Below are 15,073 nucleotides of genomic sequence, written 5' to 3' on the forward strand. Positions count from 1 at the left end.
CCCTTTCACTGTTCGTCGAAATGACAATCGTAGATATTAACTTCCAGTCCCATCAGGGTCCTTCGCATAGAGCCCTGATGCTCAACGAAATGTTCTTACAACTTCACGCCCCTTAAAAAGTCCTCAATACCCATGCGTTTCTTACCCTCTAACTGGATGTCTTTTAACAATACAAAGCCATCTTTGGCTGCAAATTTTAAATAGGTTTTATTATCCGTTAAAAAGCCTCCGGGTTGTATGGCCGGTTCTGATAATTGATATTCAGATGCATAAACTTTTAGGCTTTTGCCATTAAGCTCGGTATACGCAGTTGGTACCGGGCTCAGGCCACGAATTTTGTTATAGATCGACAAAGCAGGCTGCGTCCAATCAATCCGGCAATCATCTTTAAAGATTTTTGGTGCATGTCTCAACTCCGCCCCCTCGGCAAGTTGTGATTGAGGGTGCTCATTATAACGACCGCTCTCAACCGCTTTAACTGTTTTAACCAGCAGCCCTGCACCTTTGTTCATGAGGCGGTCATGTAATTCGCCGGCATCTTCATGGCCGGTAAGGGTTATTTTTTCGGTGAACAGGATGTTACCGGTATCAATATCATGTTTTAAAAAAAAGGTGGTTACGCCGCTTTCTTTTTCGCCGTTAATCAGCGCCCAGTTAATTGGCGCGGCGCCGCGGTATTGAGGTAATAATGAGGCGTGTAAATTTATGGTACCTTTGGCAGGCATGTTCCAAACAGCTTCGGGCAGCATCCTGAAGGCTACAACAACCTGCAGATCGGCTTTCAATGCTTTCAATTCGGCAATAAAATCTTCATTCTTAAGTTTTTCGGGTTGCAGCACTTTTAAGCCGTTAGCTACGGCATATTGTTTAACAGCCGACTCACTAACTTTTTGTCCCCTTCCGGCTGGTTTATCAGGCGCTGTAACAACAGCAACGATGTCACTACCGGCTTTAATTAAAGCGTCTAACGAGGCAACGGCAAACTGGGGGGTACCCATAAATATAATTCTCATAGTATGTTTAGGTATTAGATGTGCTTTATTCTGTTATTCGTATAGTAAGTATTTTTTGCGTGTGGCTTTAAACTTAGTTAGTCCGGGTTGCCAGCCGGCACGGATCTCATCTTCGGTTTTGCCGGTTTCAATTTGTTTCCTCAGTTCGGCTGTCCCTGTAAGCTTTATGAAATAGGCATTAAAGAAATGGTCCTTGTCGGGGAAGGCGTTATATAACTCCAATAGCCATTTCAAATTAATAACACCTGTACCCGTGATATCAGTTGGCGGAATATTTTGCAGATTAATGCCAAAACATTCCTGGTCTTTCTGCGGCGGGTTCTCGCTCATACCCGGGATACTTTTGGGTGTAAACGAAAAACTGTATTTACCTTTCAACGCCGGGTGCCCCAGTACGGCAAAGGGGAAGAGCGTACCCCTGCCCAAACTAAATGTTGTACCTTCAAATAAGCAGGTACTCGGATATAATAAAATTGATATAGGCGTATTTAAGTTGGGCGAAGGGTTTACGGGTAAGGTATAAGGCAAATTATGCTTGTAATTAGCCACTTTAATAATCTTCAGTTTACATTTAACCCCATTTTTTAACCAGCCTTCGCCGTTTATCATTTGGGCATATTCGCCAATAGTCATACCGTGGGCGATGGGGATGGGGTGCATGCCCACAAATGAACGGTTAACCGTATCCAGAACAGGGCCATCAATTAAATAACCGTTAGGGTTTGGGCGATCAAATATCATGAGCTCTACATTGTTTTCGGCACAGGCCTCCATTAAGTAATGCAGGGTTGAAATATAAGTGTAAAAGCGTACGCCAACATCCTGGATATCAAATATCATGAGGTCGATACCCTTTAAATCGGCCGGGGTTGGTTTGTAATGCTTGTTACCGTACAGCGATATTACAGGTAAACCGGTTTTAGGGTCTTGAGTGTCGCCAACAGTAGCGCCATTACTGGCATTACCCCTGAAACCATGCTCGGGGCCAAAAATCTTTTTTACGTTTACTCCTAAATGCACCAAACTATCTACACTGGCAGTTAAATTTTTACCAATAACCGAAGTTTGATTAATCACCATGCCTATATTTTTTCCCTTAAGATAGTTAATATACAGCGGAATCTGATCAGCTCCGGGAATAATAGGGCTGTTTTTTTTGTTTTTTGAGATGGATGCCGTCTTGCAGCTTTTATAATTGGTTGCCTGGCTGCAGGCCGTGTTTGCAAGTAAAACTGTTATCAGGGCAAATCGTAAAAAAGCACAAATCTTATTCATAAAATATTGAGTTGAAACAATTTTAAAAGTAGCAGGTTTAACAGCAAAACCGCATATTTGCGAAGGTACAAAAAATCAGTCGGCCATTGAGTTTCGCCTCCTTTATATCAGCTCGTATAACATTTAAATCAAAACGCACATTTTCAAAACTGATAGTGCGTATTGCAATAATAGGCATTATGCTGGGCCTTGGTGTAATGATACTGTCACTTGCTATCGTTAAAGGGTTTAAACACGAAATCCGCAATAAAGTTCGGGGCTTTGCCGGCGACATCCGTGTGGTTAAGTTCGACCTGAATAACTCTTACCAAAGTTCCTCATTTCCTGCTGATAATGAATTTGTTAAGCGCGCGCTTAAAAGTCCGTTTATTACCCACGTAATGCCGGTGGCCACCAAACCGGGCATTGTTAAGGCTAATAATGAAATTGAAGGAGTGGTACTTAAAGGTGTTGACAAGAATTACGACTGGAGCTACTTTGAAAAAATGATGGTTGCCGGCGAGGTGATCAATTTTGCCGATTCAGTTGAGGCGCAAAAGCAGATCATGATCTCGCAAACAACGGCCGACAGGCTTAAACTAAAGGTCGGGGATAAGCTGCTGATGTATTTTGTACAGGAACCGCTTCGTAAACGCCAGTTTAAAATTAAAGGTATTTTCAATATCGGTGTTGAAGAGGTTGATAAAACCTTTGTTATTGGTGCACTATCGCTTATTAACCGCCTTAACGACTGGAAACCGGACGAGATAGGCCAGTACGAACTGCGTGTGTCAGATTTTGAGCATATCAATGAAGCCGCCAACGCCCTTGAAAATGTTTTACCAGTAAAGCTGAAAGAGTATACTATTGAAGAAGATTACCCCACCATATTTGAGTGGCTCAACCTGCTCGATGTAAATTCGGTAGTGATGCTGGTATTGATGGTGGCGGTTGCTGTAATCAACATGATATCGGCCCTGCTGATCATGATCCTTGAACGAACCGCTATGATCGGGATGCTCAAAGCCATGGGGGCATCTAACTGGGCCATCCGCAAAATATTCCTGATCAATGCCAGTTACCTGATAGGATTTGGGCTGCTATTGGGCAATTTACTGGGGATAGGCCTGGGATATTTCCAGATGTATACTCATTTTTTCCAACTGGACCAGGCTTCGTATTATATGACCTTTGTACCGGTCGAGTTTAATATTTTTGATATTGTTGTCCTCAATATTGGTACGCTGATCATTTGCCTCCTTGTACTTATTATACCATCAACGCTGGTGAGCCGGATCTCACCGGTGAAGGCTATCCAGTTTAAGTAAGTTTAAAGCAACCGGTAACTTAATCCCAACCTAAAATATTCACTATGCGCGTTAAAGGAGGCATCACCTACCATATCTTTCATATAGTTGGTAAGGCCGTGGGCAAAGCTTGCATTTAAGCCATAGCGGCCGTAACTGGCGGCGGCACCAAGGCGCAACCGAACATCGGTTGGGGCTTTGCTTCTTTTGTAGTCAACTTTATAAATTCTGCCTTCTTTGTCTTTTACCTCGCCTTTATCCCTTGTATCCAGAATCAGACCAATATCCATCCCCGGTAAAATATCAAGCTTAACTTTATTCAGGGCAAACCGGTATCCGATATATGGATTAAGGTTAATACTTTGACTTTGTAAAGCAACATGGCCGGTTACAGCAAAACTTGCGTCATTTGCTACTATGTCGTATTCCGTTGGATTAAGAATGATAGGGGTATATTTATTAACTTCGGCTTTGCTCCTTAATAATTCATATCCCCCCTGCAGCCCGACTATAAACCCGCCTTTTGATACCGTTTGAACCTGGACACTGCCGCCATAGCTAAAGCCATTTTTGCTGCCGTATGGGTTATTGGCACGGTTCATCGGATCGCCGGTGATTGAGCCTTGTAATACCTGGGTGGTAGCCGATGATGATTTACCCGCAAAATGAAATAAACCGGTGTTGGCCTGTACAGTAACTTCTAACTTTTGAGCACGGAGCTGCAACCCACTAATCAACAATGGGGCAAGGATAAGGATGTACTTTTTCATTTTTTATGTGTTGTAAAGTTCAGTTTCAGGTTTAAGCCGCCTGCCCCAAATTTTATCTGCTGCGAGCCGAGGCCGTCAAGCGGGTATTTCAAAAAAGGTTCAATAATTATCCTGTTGCTTTTGCCAAGCGGATAGCCAACACCAAATGCTACGTTCAGGGTTTTGGCAAAATAAAAGCTATTGAAGCTTTTGTGTGTTGTTTCATCGGATGTTTGCGGTTGTACACCTGCCGCCTGTGCCAGCCCGGGGTAACTGTAACTTGCCGTGTAGGCTTCATTTATAAATGTGCCCGAACTTAAACCTGCAGAAATATAAGTGTCATTTTTTTGCGGGTTAAATTCATACTTAAGGTTAACAGGAATATCCAGACCGATCAGGTTAGCACTGTAGTTTTTAAATGAAGGTGTAGACGATACTTTATTAAAATCGGCCAGCGTGTTATAGGCTGTGCTTAACGATGGCGAAAATGACACCGCAGCCGCAACATTTGAGGGTTGATTTTTATTGTAATTAAGCGTGTTTTGGGCCAAAGCTAAACCGGTAGAAAGTTTGAGGTTTTTACTTAGCTTAATATCAGATGTAAAGCCTGCGCCGGCATTTACCTGGTTTTGGCTGCCTTTGGCATAGTTAAAGAATGTAGCCGCGTAAACACTGAATTTTACCCTGCGTTCGTCCATGTCCATATCAGGTTTTTTAGGCTGATCCTGATCGCTGGCAAGTAAAGATTCCATAGAGTTGATCTTTGGTTTTACTTTTACTACTGATGGAACAGCAGGCGGGGTTGTATTAACAGGTTTGGTATTTGCCGGAGGCTGTACAGCAGGGTTATTAGCATATTGCTGCGCGTTGGTTTGCTGCAATACAGATTTTACACTATCAGCTTTTTTAGCCGGAGTTACATTGATCACGCCGCTATTAGCCGGTTGAACGGTAGGGGGCACGTTGGTTTTGGCAATACCGTTAACTGGGTTTACACTTACTGGATTTGCCGGCACAGGTGTAAACGCTGGTACGGTTGCAGCCGGTTGATTTACGATTACGTTGCCCGCCGGTTTATTTAAAGCGCTATTGTTTGCAAGTACGTTTGATTTATTTGCCGGGGTGTTGCCTGCCGGATTCAGTTTTGTTGCTGAAGATTGGGTGCTATTGTTGCCCGCAAGGTTTGTTGCAGGTGATTGCTTAGTTGTTACAGGAGACCGTTCCGGGGTAGCGTTTTGAACATTGCTATCTGCCGCGTTGCTTTGCGGCAGCGCAGGTTTTACCGGTTTAGCCGAAAATGTTTGGCCATCATTATTAACATTATTTTTGTTCGATGCTATCCATAAGCCTATACTCAAAAACAATAACAGGACAGCAGCGGCGCTTGCCCACCATAGGTAAACCGGGCGGCGCTGTTTTTCCTGAACAGGGAATCTCTCCCTGAGCAGCAGCCAGCCTTCATCAGCGGTAGTGTCTTCGTAATTATCAAACACTTCCCTGATGCGGTCTCTTAAGTCGTTATCCAACTGGTCATCCATGGTTTTGTGCTTCTTTTCTTAATATACTTCTTAATCTTTCTTTGGCCCTGCTCAGGTAAACGCGCGATGAACTTACCGGGATGCCGAGCGTTGTGGCTATTTCATCATGGTCATAGCCGTCTATCTCATACATGTTAAAAATAGTTCGTTGTATAGCCGGGAGTTCAACCATCAATTTTAAAATATCCTGTACGTTTAAATTATCAACCGGCCCCATACTACTCCTGATGGGGGCGGCATTTTCCAATTCAACATTAAGCTGGAATTTAAGGTCTTTGCGCCGGCGGTCGATGGCTGTGTTAACCAAAATGGTGCGGAGCCAGGCTTTAAACGGCTTATCGATATTGTAGCCGCCAATAGCGTTAAACACTTTTATAAAAGCGTCATTTACAGCTTCAAGGGCATCATCGCGGTTTAAACTGTAACGCAAACTTATACCCATAGCATAGCCATAGAACTGCTTATACAGCAATTCCTGATGTTTTAAACTGCCTTTTTTGCATTGCCTTACGATCTCTTCTTCGGTAATGCGAGGGGGTGGATGCATTAAATGTACTTAGTTCCGCTAAATGTTGTTTTAAAGCCTTTACGCAGCAAAACAGTTAAATGATACAAAATAAAAAAAATTCTGCCCGGATTATTTGCTGTAGTAATCAAAAAAGCCGGTACCCTCAATGCGGGCACCGGCAACGTAATAAAACAATAAAAAGTAGTTAATTCGTTTTTTTCAAATTGTATTGAACAGTTAACGTATCGCCGTTGCTGTTGCGCTGCAGTTGAAATACGTTTCCATCATAATAATATTGGTAAACACCTTTAAGATGAAATTTTTTGACACCCGGTACTACCGCCGATGAGTCATTAAACTGGATGTAGTAGCCGTTGTACACAAATCCTCCGTAGCTCGCCACGTGTTTCCTGGTGTCGGTAGCTACTTTAAATAATGATGCCGCGGTAAGTTTTAAAGCTATCGTATCACGAACGGTATCATAACCGGTACCGCTTGTTTTTTTAACCAGCGCACCAAATGTACCGGTAAAATTGCCCTGTGGCTGAGCAACCGGAACAACTTCATTTTTGGGAGAGCAGGCTACGCCTAATGTTAACAATAATGGAAGCAGGTAAAATAAATTACGTTTCATATAATCTTATCTCGTTATCAATTTTTAACCATTACGCATGTTTTTTATTAAACGCTACAAACGGGCTGTATTATTTTACAGTTTTTTTGCCTCGTCCCAAAAAACATCCATCTCGGCCAGGCTCATATCATGCAGTTGTTTGCCATTTTCCTGCGCTTTAAGTTCCAGGTATTGAAAGCGCTTAATGAATTTTTTATTGGTTTTTTCGAGGGCGTTTTCCGGGTTGATATTAATAAAGCGGGCGTAATTGATCAGCGAAAACAGCAGGTCGCCAAATTCGGCTTCGGCCCTTTCATGGTCGATAGTGCTTTCACCTTCGGCATTAAATTCGTTTTTAAACTCCTGCATCTCTTCCTCAACTTTTGCCCAAACCTGGCTTTTCTCCTCCCAGTCAAACCCAACGCCGCGCGCCTTTTCCTGTATGCGCGATGCTTTTACCAGCGCCGGTAAGGAAGCCGGTACGCCTCCCAAAACAGATTTGTTGCCCTCCTTAAGCTTGATTTGTTCCCAGTTACGTTTTACATCTTCCTCGTTCTGCACTTCTATATCACCATAAATATGCGGGTGGCGGTTGATGAGCTTGTCGCAAACGCTGTTCAAAACATCGGTAATGGTAAAGTCGTTGGTTTCGGAAGCTATTTTGGCATAAAAAACCAGGTGCAGCATAATATCGCCAATCTCTTTTTTTATTTCGGGCATATCGCCGCCTAAAATGGCATCGCTTAACTCGTAGGTTTCTTCAATGGTGAGGTGGCGCAGGCTTTCCAGCGTTTGCTTTTTGTCCCATGGGCAATTGGCACGCAGGTCGTCCATGATTATGAGTAGCCTGTCGAACGCGATGGAGGCGGTAGGGGCAGTTTCAGGGGCTTTTAAAGGCATAAATTATTTATAATGAATACTTATGTTGCAAAGGTATGATAACATCTTTAATGAAAACTTACTGTATCATTAATTTTAAGCTAACATTAATTAATTTTATTAGCCAATTGTTAATGCTACCCATAAGCACATTTTACCATGAAAAAAACTTACCTGTTTTTCCTTCTTTTTACTTCGATAATTAAAGCAAGCTATGCTCAACAGCAGCCTGCCGGCGATGTGGCCAATAGCACCTTTAGCCAGCCGCAGCCTTTTTTGTTTACTGTAAGTACACTTAACCCGCAAGGGCGCAACTGGAGTTTAAATTATTCGGGCGGATATGGTGAGAGGACTGTTACGCCTTTGGGTTTTGACGGTGTTGATCAAAATTTTTCGGCCAAGGGGGACCTGGGCAATAAGTTTACCTTAATGGCCATGCTGGGTACAGGCTTTAGTAACAACGGTGGTGTGCGTACCCTGCAGCAAGCCGAGGTACTACGTGATTTTATTGGCGGCACTCAGCCGATGGGTTTCAGGGCCGGGGCGAGCCTGGGTTTCAGAAGGGAGTTTAACAGTGATGCTGTAGCGTTCAGCCGTATAACCGCGGCATATGAAGTATCAAAATGGAAGCTTGGCGCTAATCTTCGTTTTGAAAAAGCGTTTTCAACCCACCGCGATGGTTTGGATTTGATAACCAGCGTTGGTGTGCACCGTCATATCTCGGGCCAGCTTTTCGGCGGTTTTGAAGCGGTAGGGCAGGACCTGGAAGGTTTTTGGGAAGCCGATGAAGCCGAAGGCGGAGCCCGTTTATTGATCGGCCCATCGTTAAATTACGCTCCTGTAAATTCGCGGCTGGCGTTTTCACTTTGCGGCGGCCCCATTATTTACGCTACCCGCAGCGCTGCAACCCAGGGCCAGTTTGCTTACCGCGAATTGCCAACCACCAACGGTTTTACACTGAAATTCAATGTAGGCTTCCGGTTCTTGTAGTCGGAGATTTAAAGTTTTACTGCCCTGAGCATTTCGCGTTTGCCGGGTGCTCCGGGTGCTTTCTCTATTTTAAAGCCCTGGCTTTTGAGCATGCGTTTCAGGTTGCCGGTGATAGCATAGGTAACAAACAGACCACCCGGTTTTAAAAAGCTAACGGCGTGACCGATAGCTTCTTCATCCCACATTTCGGGTTGATGGGCTGCGGCAAAGGCGTCGAAATAGATAATATCAAACTGATCGTCTGTTTTAAAATCCAGCAGCTTGCTGTGAGCGATATGTAGCTGTGTTGTGGTATCGATTTGAACTCTATCTGTTAATGCAGCAGAATAATTATTGTTGAATTGTTCCCAAAGCAGCTCCGGGATGTATTGCTGGTAGCCGGTTTGCGCCATCATTTCGGCGCTTACGGGGTAAGCTTCGATACCGGTGTAATCAAGTTTTATTTGCGTGCCGGTACACGCATCGGCCGTTAACAGAAAGTTGAGTCCGGTGCCGAAACCAACTTCGAGGATACTAACCCCGCTGGTGTTATTCCGCTCCAGGAAATATTGTAAGCCTGATTTAACAAATACATGCAAGCTCTCCTGCAAAGCTCCGTGGCGCGAGTGGTAATGCTCACCTACTTCAGCATTGTAAATGGTATTGGAGCCGTCGGCTGTGGGGACTATGGTTAGTTCATGGTTCATGGATGATAGTTCATAGTTTTGGGTGGCATACTTAGTTCATGGTTTATGGATGATAGTTCATAGTTTCCAAGACCTTATTGGCCATGAACCATGAACTATCATCCATGACCATTAGCCATGAACCTCTTTCATCATCTCAGTTACCACCTCACCCAGGTCATAAACCGGTACGGCATTTATTGCAGCCGAAACAATACTAACACCGGCAGCCGAACGATAGCCTGCAGCGCAATGCACCACGACAGGCTTATCGGCAGGGATCTCACTAATGCGTTCGCGCAGTTCGGGCAAAGGTATACTAATGGCATTTTTAAAAACCTTGCCTGCAGCAACTTCACCCTGATTACGTACATCAACTATCGTGTAATCATTTTCATTTGCCCTGAAGGCGTCTAAATCAAGATCGGGGGATACTTGATTGGCGTTTACAGGAACTAACAATGCGCCTTTGATATTTTGTTCGTAGCCTATTTTGGCTGCTTTTTTAATCAGGGTGTCAAGCTTATCATCATTTTCGGCAATGAGGTAAAACTGCTCATCAGGGCCGATAATGGAACCCAGCCATGTTTCAAATTTTTCACCATCCTGCAGGTTAATAGCGCCATGCAGGTGACCGCTCCTGAACTGTGCTTTGGGACGGCCATCAACTACTAAAATGTCAGCTTCCAACGCGCTGCCTTCCTCCATACGGGGTACAGCAGTAATGCTGTCCTCAAAACCTGGTACACCATTTTTATTCAACAGCACATCACGACCGAAGTATTTGGGCATAAAAGGCTGATCGGTGGTAAGCGTTTTAACAAATTCCAGCTCATCCATCAGTTGTAAGGCATAATTTTCACGCAGTTCGCGGCCAATGGTGCTTTCCAGCTCGGGGCTCATATTTTTACCGCATAACGAACCCGGGCCATGTGCCGGGTAAACCACTACGTTTTTGGGCAGGGTCATGAGTTTTTGCCGGGTGCTTTGAAACATCTGGCGGGCAAGTTCCTCTTTTTTTGCGGTAATGTTACCTACATTTTCCCGCAGGTCCGGTCGGCCTACATCCCCAACAAATAATGTATCGCCGGTAAAGACGGCGGTTTCGCGGCCTTCTTCATCTACCAGTAAAATACAGATAGAATCGGGCGAGTGACCGGGAGTATTGATGGCTTTTAGTTTAATATCGTTAAGCTGGATAACGTCGCCGTCATCAAAAGTTTCGTGCGGATATGTTGCACCGGTTAACTTGCTGCAATAAATTACAGCGCCTGTGGTTTCATGAATTTCGAGGTGCGAACTTACAAAATCCGCATGCGGGTGGGTTTCAATAACACCCACAATATCGGCGTCGTGCTGGGCCGCGAAATCATAATAAGGCTGCGGGTTACGGGCCGGGTCAATAACTATCATTTTGCCCGTACGGATCACGGCATATGAACCATGCGCCAGGCCTTTATCGTAAAATTGCTGAATGATCATATTTTGCCTGCAAAGATAATGCTTAGGCGGAATGTTTTATTCGTGCAATGTTTGAGTGGTGTAAATATTGATCGCTTTGTGTAAATCTGTGAAGGATATTATCTACATAAATAGTTAAATTTGAATATGACAGCAACTGAAATAAAAACAGAGATCAATAAAGTACTCGAAAACGTGCCGGAAGGTGCTTTGGCAGATGTGCTTTCATACCTGAAACAACTGCCATTAAAAACACCGGATGATATTAAACTAACTGCTCATTTAAGGCAGATACTTACCGAAGATAGTGAATTATTGGAGAGGCTCGCCCAATAATAAGTGTTGAAAACGACATGTTACCGCAGATATTCTCCGATTTTGCAAATGAATTTAAATTGTTGGATTATCTTCCAACACATAGCCAATTATTAATCAGGAGCATGAGAAGTCGCCAAAGAGAATATAATATCGATATTATTTTTAAAGGGGTGAGAACACTGATTATTGATTCGATTTTTGAAGGATTGGAAATATCATTAACCGATGAAAATCAAAACATAAAATTAATTGAAGATCATGGTTTTGTAGTAAATCATAACTATAAAGTGTTTTTATTGGAAAATGGAAGCGGACAAAAACATTTTATAAATGCGATGGCTTTGGGCATATTTCACAATAAGCTGGATATCCTTGAGACAAGTTTAGGGCGATATGATTGGGGTGACTTAAATGATGAAATGGTTTTATGGTATAAATAAAACAGTATGGTTTCTTAGTCGTGTCGTAAATATTTCCTCCTATCCTCCCTTAATTACTAAACTGCCTCAAATGATGGTCAACATGTTTATAGGCCAATTGGCCCATTTGCTCCCTGGTCATTTTTCCAAAAAAAGTATGCTCAAAATCAGTTTTTGAAGTTTTGCCATATTCCTCAACCAGTTCAATCCATTGTTTTTTCTGAGCCTCTATGTCGCCTCCGGCTTCGGTTACTTTACATTGCGGAACAGTAGGGTTATTTTTTGTTAACGGACTATCATCTTTAAGCATACCTTTCAGCGCTACTTTTCCAAACAGGCGACCAATAAACGAGCGTTTATATTTTGTCCTGCCAAGGTACATTTCTTCGGATAGGGTGCAATGTTTCAGCATTTGATAAACGTTCATTTTGCCCCATTCCGGTTTGCTGCTTTCATCAAGTAAGTTGATCCTGCTAATCAGGCCGTCGCGGGTTTCTTTATCAAATATTGTTTTCATTTGTTTTAAGGGTTGGTATGATAAAGCTACTACGAAATTGCAAAGCAGTACAGGCGCATTTGAGCCATAAACAGGGAGGATTTATGCCAATATTTTGTAAAACAAGGTCGTGTCATAAATTAAATTTGCAACCCGGTGTTGTGTTAACTATGAATAGAAATTTAGCCGAGAATATATAAAAAAGGGGTTAACACTTTTTTCGGATAAAAATCACTCAATTACTTGATTGTGAACAATATAATCAAAAATTGACACTAAATTATGTTAACCCTGTTACCCCCCCCCCCTTTTTTTGGTAATAAAGTTAATTAAACAGAAACTATCTATCGCTTAAGTATCTGCAAAAAAAGAGGCTGATCAGTGTAAGTGATACAGCCTCTTTTTTTTCTAAAAACAGGATCTGATTTACCAGATCTTTGTCCTGTCTTCAGGTTGTTTATACATTTTATCGCCGGGTTTTACGTCAAATGCTTTGTACCATGCATTGATATTGGTTATAGGCGCATTGGTGCGGAACCGCTCTGGCGAGTGCGGATCGGTCAGGATCCGTTGCGCTGCCGACTCCGGAGTTTGTGATGAACGCCATACCTGTGCCCACGACAAGAAGAAACGCTGATCGGGTGTAAAGCCGTCAATGGTATTAGCCGACTGGCCTTGTTTAGTTTTGCTGAATGCCTCGTAAGCAATGTTCAAACCACCAAGGTCGGCAAGGTTTTCGCCAAGGGTAAGTTTGCCGTTTACGTGCAGGGTATCAAGAACGGTAAAGGCATTGTATTGTTTCACCACCTGATCTGCGCGCGATTTAAATTTATCGGCATCTTCTTTGGTCCACCAATCGCGCAGTGTGCCGTCGGCATCGTACTGGCGACCCTGGTCGTCAAAACCGTGGGTCATTTCATGGCCAATTACCGCTCCAATACCTCCGTAGTTAACGGCGTCATCAGCCTTAAAATCAAAGAACGGGAATTGAAGGATCCCGGCAGGGAACACAATTTCGTTATTAGTTGGGTTGTAATAAGCATTAACGGTTGGCGGTGTCATTCCCCATCGGGTTTTATCAACCGGTTTACCTAATCGGCTTACATTAAAATTGTAGCGCCATTTGACTATTGCATGCAGGTTACTGAAGTAATCGTTACGGTTAATCACCATGCCATCGTATTTTTCCCAGTTGTCCGGATAGCCGATTTTTACGGTGAAAGCATTAAGTTTTTTAAGTGCGCGTTCTTTGGTTGCGGGGCTCATCCAGTCAAGGCGCTTAATCCTGTCGCCAAGAGTTTCTTTAAGGTTGTTTACTAAATCAACCATATATTGTTTGGCGGCCGGGGTAAAGTATTTTTCAACAAAAAGCTGGCCCAGTAATTCGCCAAGGTAGCTATCAACAAGGGCGCTCATGCGCTCAACGCGCGGTGTCTGTACTTTTTGACCGGTCAGCGTGCTGTTGTAAGCAAAGCTTGCGTTAGCAAAGTCGGAGCTTAAATAACTGGCTGTTCCTCTTAAAATATTCCATCGCAGGTATATTCTCCAGTTAGCGATCGGGGTAGCTGCAAACAGCGAGTCGGTAGCTCTGAAAAACGAAGGCTGGCCAACAAGAATACTGTCCTGTCCACCTGCATTAAGGGCAGGTAGTATTTTTGACCATTTTAAATGTGGGGTTTGTTTTTCAAAATCTGCAATCAGGAACTTGTTGTAGGTTACATGCGGATCGCGCATGGCTACACGGCTCAATTGCGCCTTAGCCCAGGTATATTCAAGGCCGTAAACTATAGCAGTGTTTTTGGCTGCTTCATCAGCACTGCTTCCGCTAAGGGTGAACAAAGTTGTGATCAGCTTTTTTAATGCGTCCTGTGCTTTTTTTGAACGCGGATCGTTTTTGAGGTAATAATCCCTGTCGGGCAGGGTAGTGCCACCCTGACTAAGGCTTATCACATATTTGTTTACATTCTTTTCATCCTGTTCAACCCCAAACCTGAAAATCGGCGCACTTATTCCGTTAACACGCTCATAAATCAGTTCGTTAATAAAGTCGTCAGGGGTTTTTAACCGGTTAATGCGCTCCAGGTCGGGTTTGATGGGGGCATAACCGTTTTTTTCGATGGTCAGGCTATCCATACCACTGGCGTACAAATCTCCTACAAGTTGTTTCAGGCTGCCTTTGGGTTGCGACGCTGATGTCTGGCTTACTTCATTCAGCAAGCCAATGAGCCTATCTGTATTTTCCTGGCGCAAAATATGGAAACTACCCCAGCGGGTTTCTTTAGCAGGGATGCCGTTTTGTTTTAGCCAGCCGCCATTGGCATATTCAAAAAAATCATCACCGGGCTTTACGCTCAGGTCCATGTTGGCGGGATCGATAAATTTTTTAGGAGGGGCGGAGGTTTTGTGCCTGGATTTTGCGGGTTTGGGGCCATCTGCAGCAAACACATTTACCGACATGCCAAGGCAGGCAGCCAGTAATAAACAGTTAAACTTTAATTTCATGTCAATACTTAAAAATTAAAGTTAATAAATAGCAGGTATTAAACACAAGTGGCCGGTGGCAGGCCTTTAGTGATTGAACCAGTTAATGATGGCTTCGAGTTTTGTTTTTTTCAAAATATCAAGCCAGAAACGGTGTAAGGGTATTGTTTTCATGACAATTTGAATGTTACATATATAATAACTTGTTAATTGTAAAAATATTGTGGGAGTGGGATTGTTCATGGTTGATAGATCATGGTTCAGGGTTTATAGATGATTGATCATGATTGCATGTTGTAGTGATAATCATTTTACAATGTACTGGTTTGCGTTAGGGATGGTATCCGCTACCATCCCTAATGCTGCCTGCGCTCTTGACCGA

15 protein-coding genes are annotated in these 15,073 nt (G+C 43.3%); 4 read left to right on the forward strand and 11 right to left on the reverse strand.

What is annotated here, in order from left to right:
- Window positions 1–95: 95 nt before the first annotated feature.
- Together fmt and ACEN82_RS03355 are read right to left on the reverse strand one after the other, a co-directional pair.
- Window positions 96–1,013, reverse strand: coding sequence for a methionyl-tRNA formyltransferase (fmt, locus tag ACEN82_RS03350; protein WP_413322860.1), 918 nt, complete (start codon window positions 1,011–1,013; stop codon window positions 96–98).
- A gap of 33 nt (window positions 1,014–1,046) precedes the next feature.
- Window positions 1,047–2,288, reverse strand: coding sequence for an exo-beta-N-acetylmuramidase NamZ family protein (locus ACEN82_RS03355; protein ID WP_413322861.1), 1,242 nt, complete (start codon window positions 2,286–2,288; stop codon window positions 1,047–1,049).
- A gap of 155 nt (window positions 2,289–2,443) precedes the next feature.
- On the opposite strand from ACEN82_RS03355, the gene ACEN82_RS03360 reads away from it, so the two are divergent.
- The gene (locus ACEN82_RS03360) at window positions 2,444–3,595 is read left to right on the forward strand and encodes an ABC transporter permease (protein ID WP_413322862.1); all 1,152 of its coding nucleotides are present in this window, start codon (window positions 2,444–2,446) and stop codon (window positions 3,593–3,595) included.
- 2 nt (window positions 3,596–3,597) lie between these two features.
- On the opposite strand, the gene ACEN82_RS03365 is transcribed toward ACEN82_RS03360, so the two are convergent.
- The 5 genes from ACEN82_RS03365 to mazG all read right to left on the reverse strand — a co-directional run bounded on the left by ACEN82_RS03365 (window position 3,598) and on the right by mazG (window position 7,882).
- Entirely contained in the window at window positions 3,598–4,344 is a 747-nt protein-coding gene (locus ACEN82_RS03365) for an outer membrane beta-barrel protein (protein ID WP_413322863.1), read from the reverse strand.
- Window positions 4,341–5,861 carry a hypothetical protein gene (locus ACEN82_RS03370; protein ID WP_413322864.1) on the reverse strand — a complete coding sequence of 507 codons (1,521 nt, stop codon included), beginning with the start codon at window positions 5,859–5,861 and terminating at the stop codon, window positions 4,341–4,343. The genes ACEN82_RS03365 and ACEN82_RS03370 overlap by 4 nt, the downstream gene beginning before the upstream one ends.
- Window positions 5,854–6,408 (reverse strand): RNA polymerase sigma factor, encoded by a 555-nt coding sequence (locus ACEN82_RS03375; protein WP_413322865.1) that lies wholly within the window; start codon window positions 6,406–6,408, stop codon window positions 5,854–5,856. The genes ACEN82_RS03370 and ACEN82_RS03375 overlap by 8 nt, the downstream gene beginning before the upstream one ends.
- A 166-nt stretch (window positions 6,409–6,574) precedes the next feature.
- Window positions 6,575–7,003, reverse strand: a complete 429-nt coding sequence (locus ACEN82_RS03380) for a hypothetical protein (RefSeq protein ID WP_413322866.1) — start codon at window positions 7,001–7,003, stop codon at window positions 6,575–6,577.
- A gap of 75 nt (window positions 7,004–7,078) precedes the next feature.
- Window positions 7,079–7,882, reverse strand: a complete 804-nt coding sequence (gene mazG, locus ACEN82_RS03385; protein WP_413322867.1) for a nucleoside triphosphate pyrophosphohydrolase — start codon at window positions 7,880–7,882, stop codon at window positions 7,079–7,081.
- 138 nt (window positions 7,883–8,020) lie between these two features.
- Between mazG and ACEN82_RS03390 the strand changes: the two genes are divergently transcribed.
- Window positions 8,021–8,851 (forward strand): hypothetical protein, encoded by an 831-nt coding sequence (locus ACEN82_RS03390; protein ID WP_413322868.1) that lies wholly within the window; start codon window positions 8,021–8,023, stop codon window positions 8,849–8,851.
- A gap of 8 nt (window positions 8,852–8,859) precedes the next feature.
- Here ACEN82_RS03390 and mnmC2 read toward each other — a convergent pair whose 3' ends face one another.
- A complete protein-coding gene (mnmC2, locus tag ACEN82_RS03395) occupies window positions 8,860–9,537 on the reverse strand; it encodes a tRNA (5-methylaminomethyl-2-thiouridine)(34)-methyltransferase MnmC2 (RefSeq protein ID WP_413322869.1) in 678 nt (225 codons plus the stop codon).
- A 111-nt stretch (window positions 9,538–9,648) separates the two neighbouring features.
- Window positions 9,649–10,998, reverse strand: coding sequence for a rhodanese-like domain-containing protein (locus ACEN82_RS03400; protein WP_413322870.1), 1,350 nt, complete (start codon window positions 10,996–10,998; stop codon window positions 9,649–9,651).
- A gap of 126 nt (window positions 10,999–11,124) precedes the next feature.
- Between ACEN82_RS03400 and ACEN82_RS03405 the strand changes: the two genes are divergently transcribed.
- On the forward strand, window positions 11,125–11,313 hold the full coding sequence (locus ACEN82_RS03405; protein WP_413322871.1) for a hypothetical protein: 189 nt from the start codon (window positions 11,125–11,127) through the stop codon (window positions 11,311–11,313).
- A 17-nt stretch (window positions 11,314–11,330) separates the two neighbouring features.
- On the forward strand, window positions 11,331–11,735 hold the full coding sequence (locus tag ACEN82_RS03410) for a hypothetical protein (RefSeq protein WP_413322872.1): 405 nt from the start codon (window positions 11,331–11,333) through the stop codon (window positions 11,733–11,735).
- A gap of 49 nt (window positions 11,736–11,784) precedes the next feature.
- Here ACEN82_RS03410 and ACEN82_RS03415 read toward each other — a convergent pair whose 3' ends face one another.
- Entirely contained in the window at window positions 11,785–12,231 is a 447-nt protein-coding gene (locus ACEN82_RS03415) for a DUF1569 domain-containing protein (protein ID WP_413322873.1), read from the reverse strand.
- 405 nt (window positions 12,232–12,636) lie between these two features.
- Window positions 12,637–14,712, reverse strand: a complete 2,076-nt coding sequence (locus ACEN82_RS03420; RefSeq protein ID WP_413323123.1) for a M13 family metallopeptidase — start codon at window positions 14,710–14,712, stop codon at window positions 12,637–12,639.
- Between the last annotated feature and the right edge of the window lie 361 nt (window positions 14,713–15,073).

The organism is Mucilaginibacter sp. Mucisp73 (genome assembly GCF_059491465.1).

What these genes read in the sequence shown, in the direction of transcription:
- fmt (WP_413322860.1), bottom strand. Translation starts at nt 1,013, where the DNA reads ATGAGAATTATATTTATGGGTACCCCCCAGTTTGCCGTTGCCTCGTTA.
- ACEN82_RS03380 (WP_413322866.1), bottom strand. Translation starts at nt 7,003, where the DNA reads ATGAAACGTAATTTATTTTACCTGCTTCCATTATTGTTAACATTAGGC.
- ACEN82_RS03365 (WP_413322863.1), bottom strand. Translation starts at nt 4,344, where the DNA reads ATGAAAAAGTACATCCTTATCCTTGCCCCATTGTTGATTAGTGGGTTG.
- ACEN82_RS03410 (WP_413322872.1), top strand. Translation starts at nt 11,331, where the DNA reads ATGTTACCGCAGATATTCTCCGATTTTGCAAATGAATTTAAATTGTTG.
- ACEN82_RS03370 (WP_413322864.1), bottom strand. Translation starts at nt 5,861, where the DNA reads ATGGATGACCAGTTGGATAACGACTTAAGAGACCGCATCAGGGAAGTG.
- ACEN82_RS03375 (WP_413322865.1), bottom strand. Translation starts at nt 6,408, where the DNA reads ATGCATCCACCCCCTCGCATTACCGAAGAAGAGATCGTAAGGCAATGC.
- mazG (WP_413322867.1), bottom strand. Translation starts at nt 7,882, where the DNA reads ATGCCTTTAAAAGCCCCTGAAACTGCCCCTACCGCCTCCATCGCGTTC.
- ACEN82_RS03420 (WP_413323123.1), bottom strand. Translation starts at nt 14,712, where the DNA reads ATGAAATTAAAGTTTAACTGTTTATTACTGGCTGCCTGCCTTGGCATG.
- mnmC2 (WP_413322869.1), bottom strand. Translation starts at nt 9,537, where the DNA reads ATGAACCATGAACTAACCATAGTCCCCACAGCCGACGGCTCCAATACC.
- ACEN82_RS03355 (WP_413322861.1), bottom strand. Translation starts at nt 2,288, where the DNA reads ATGAATAAGATTTGTGCTTTTTTACGATTTGCCCTGATAACAGTTTTA.
- ACEN82_RS03415 (WP_413322873.1), bottom strand. Translation starts at nt 12,231, where the DNA reads ATGAAAACAATATTTGATAAAGAAACCCGCGACGGCCTGATTAGCAGG.
- ACEN82_RS03400 (WP_413322870.1), bottom strand. Translation starts at nt 10,998, where the DNA reads ATGATCATTCAGCAATTTTACGATAAAGGCCTGGCGCATGGTTCATAT.
- ACEN82_RS03390 (WP_413322868.1), top strand. Translation starts at nt 8,021, where the DNA reads ATGAAAAAAACTTACCTGTTTTTCCTTCTTTTTACTTCGATAATTAAA.
- ACEN82_RS03405 (WP_413322871.1), top strand. Translation starts at nt 11,125, where the DNA reads ATGACAGCAACTGAAATAAAAACAGAGATCAATAAAGTACTCGAAAAC.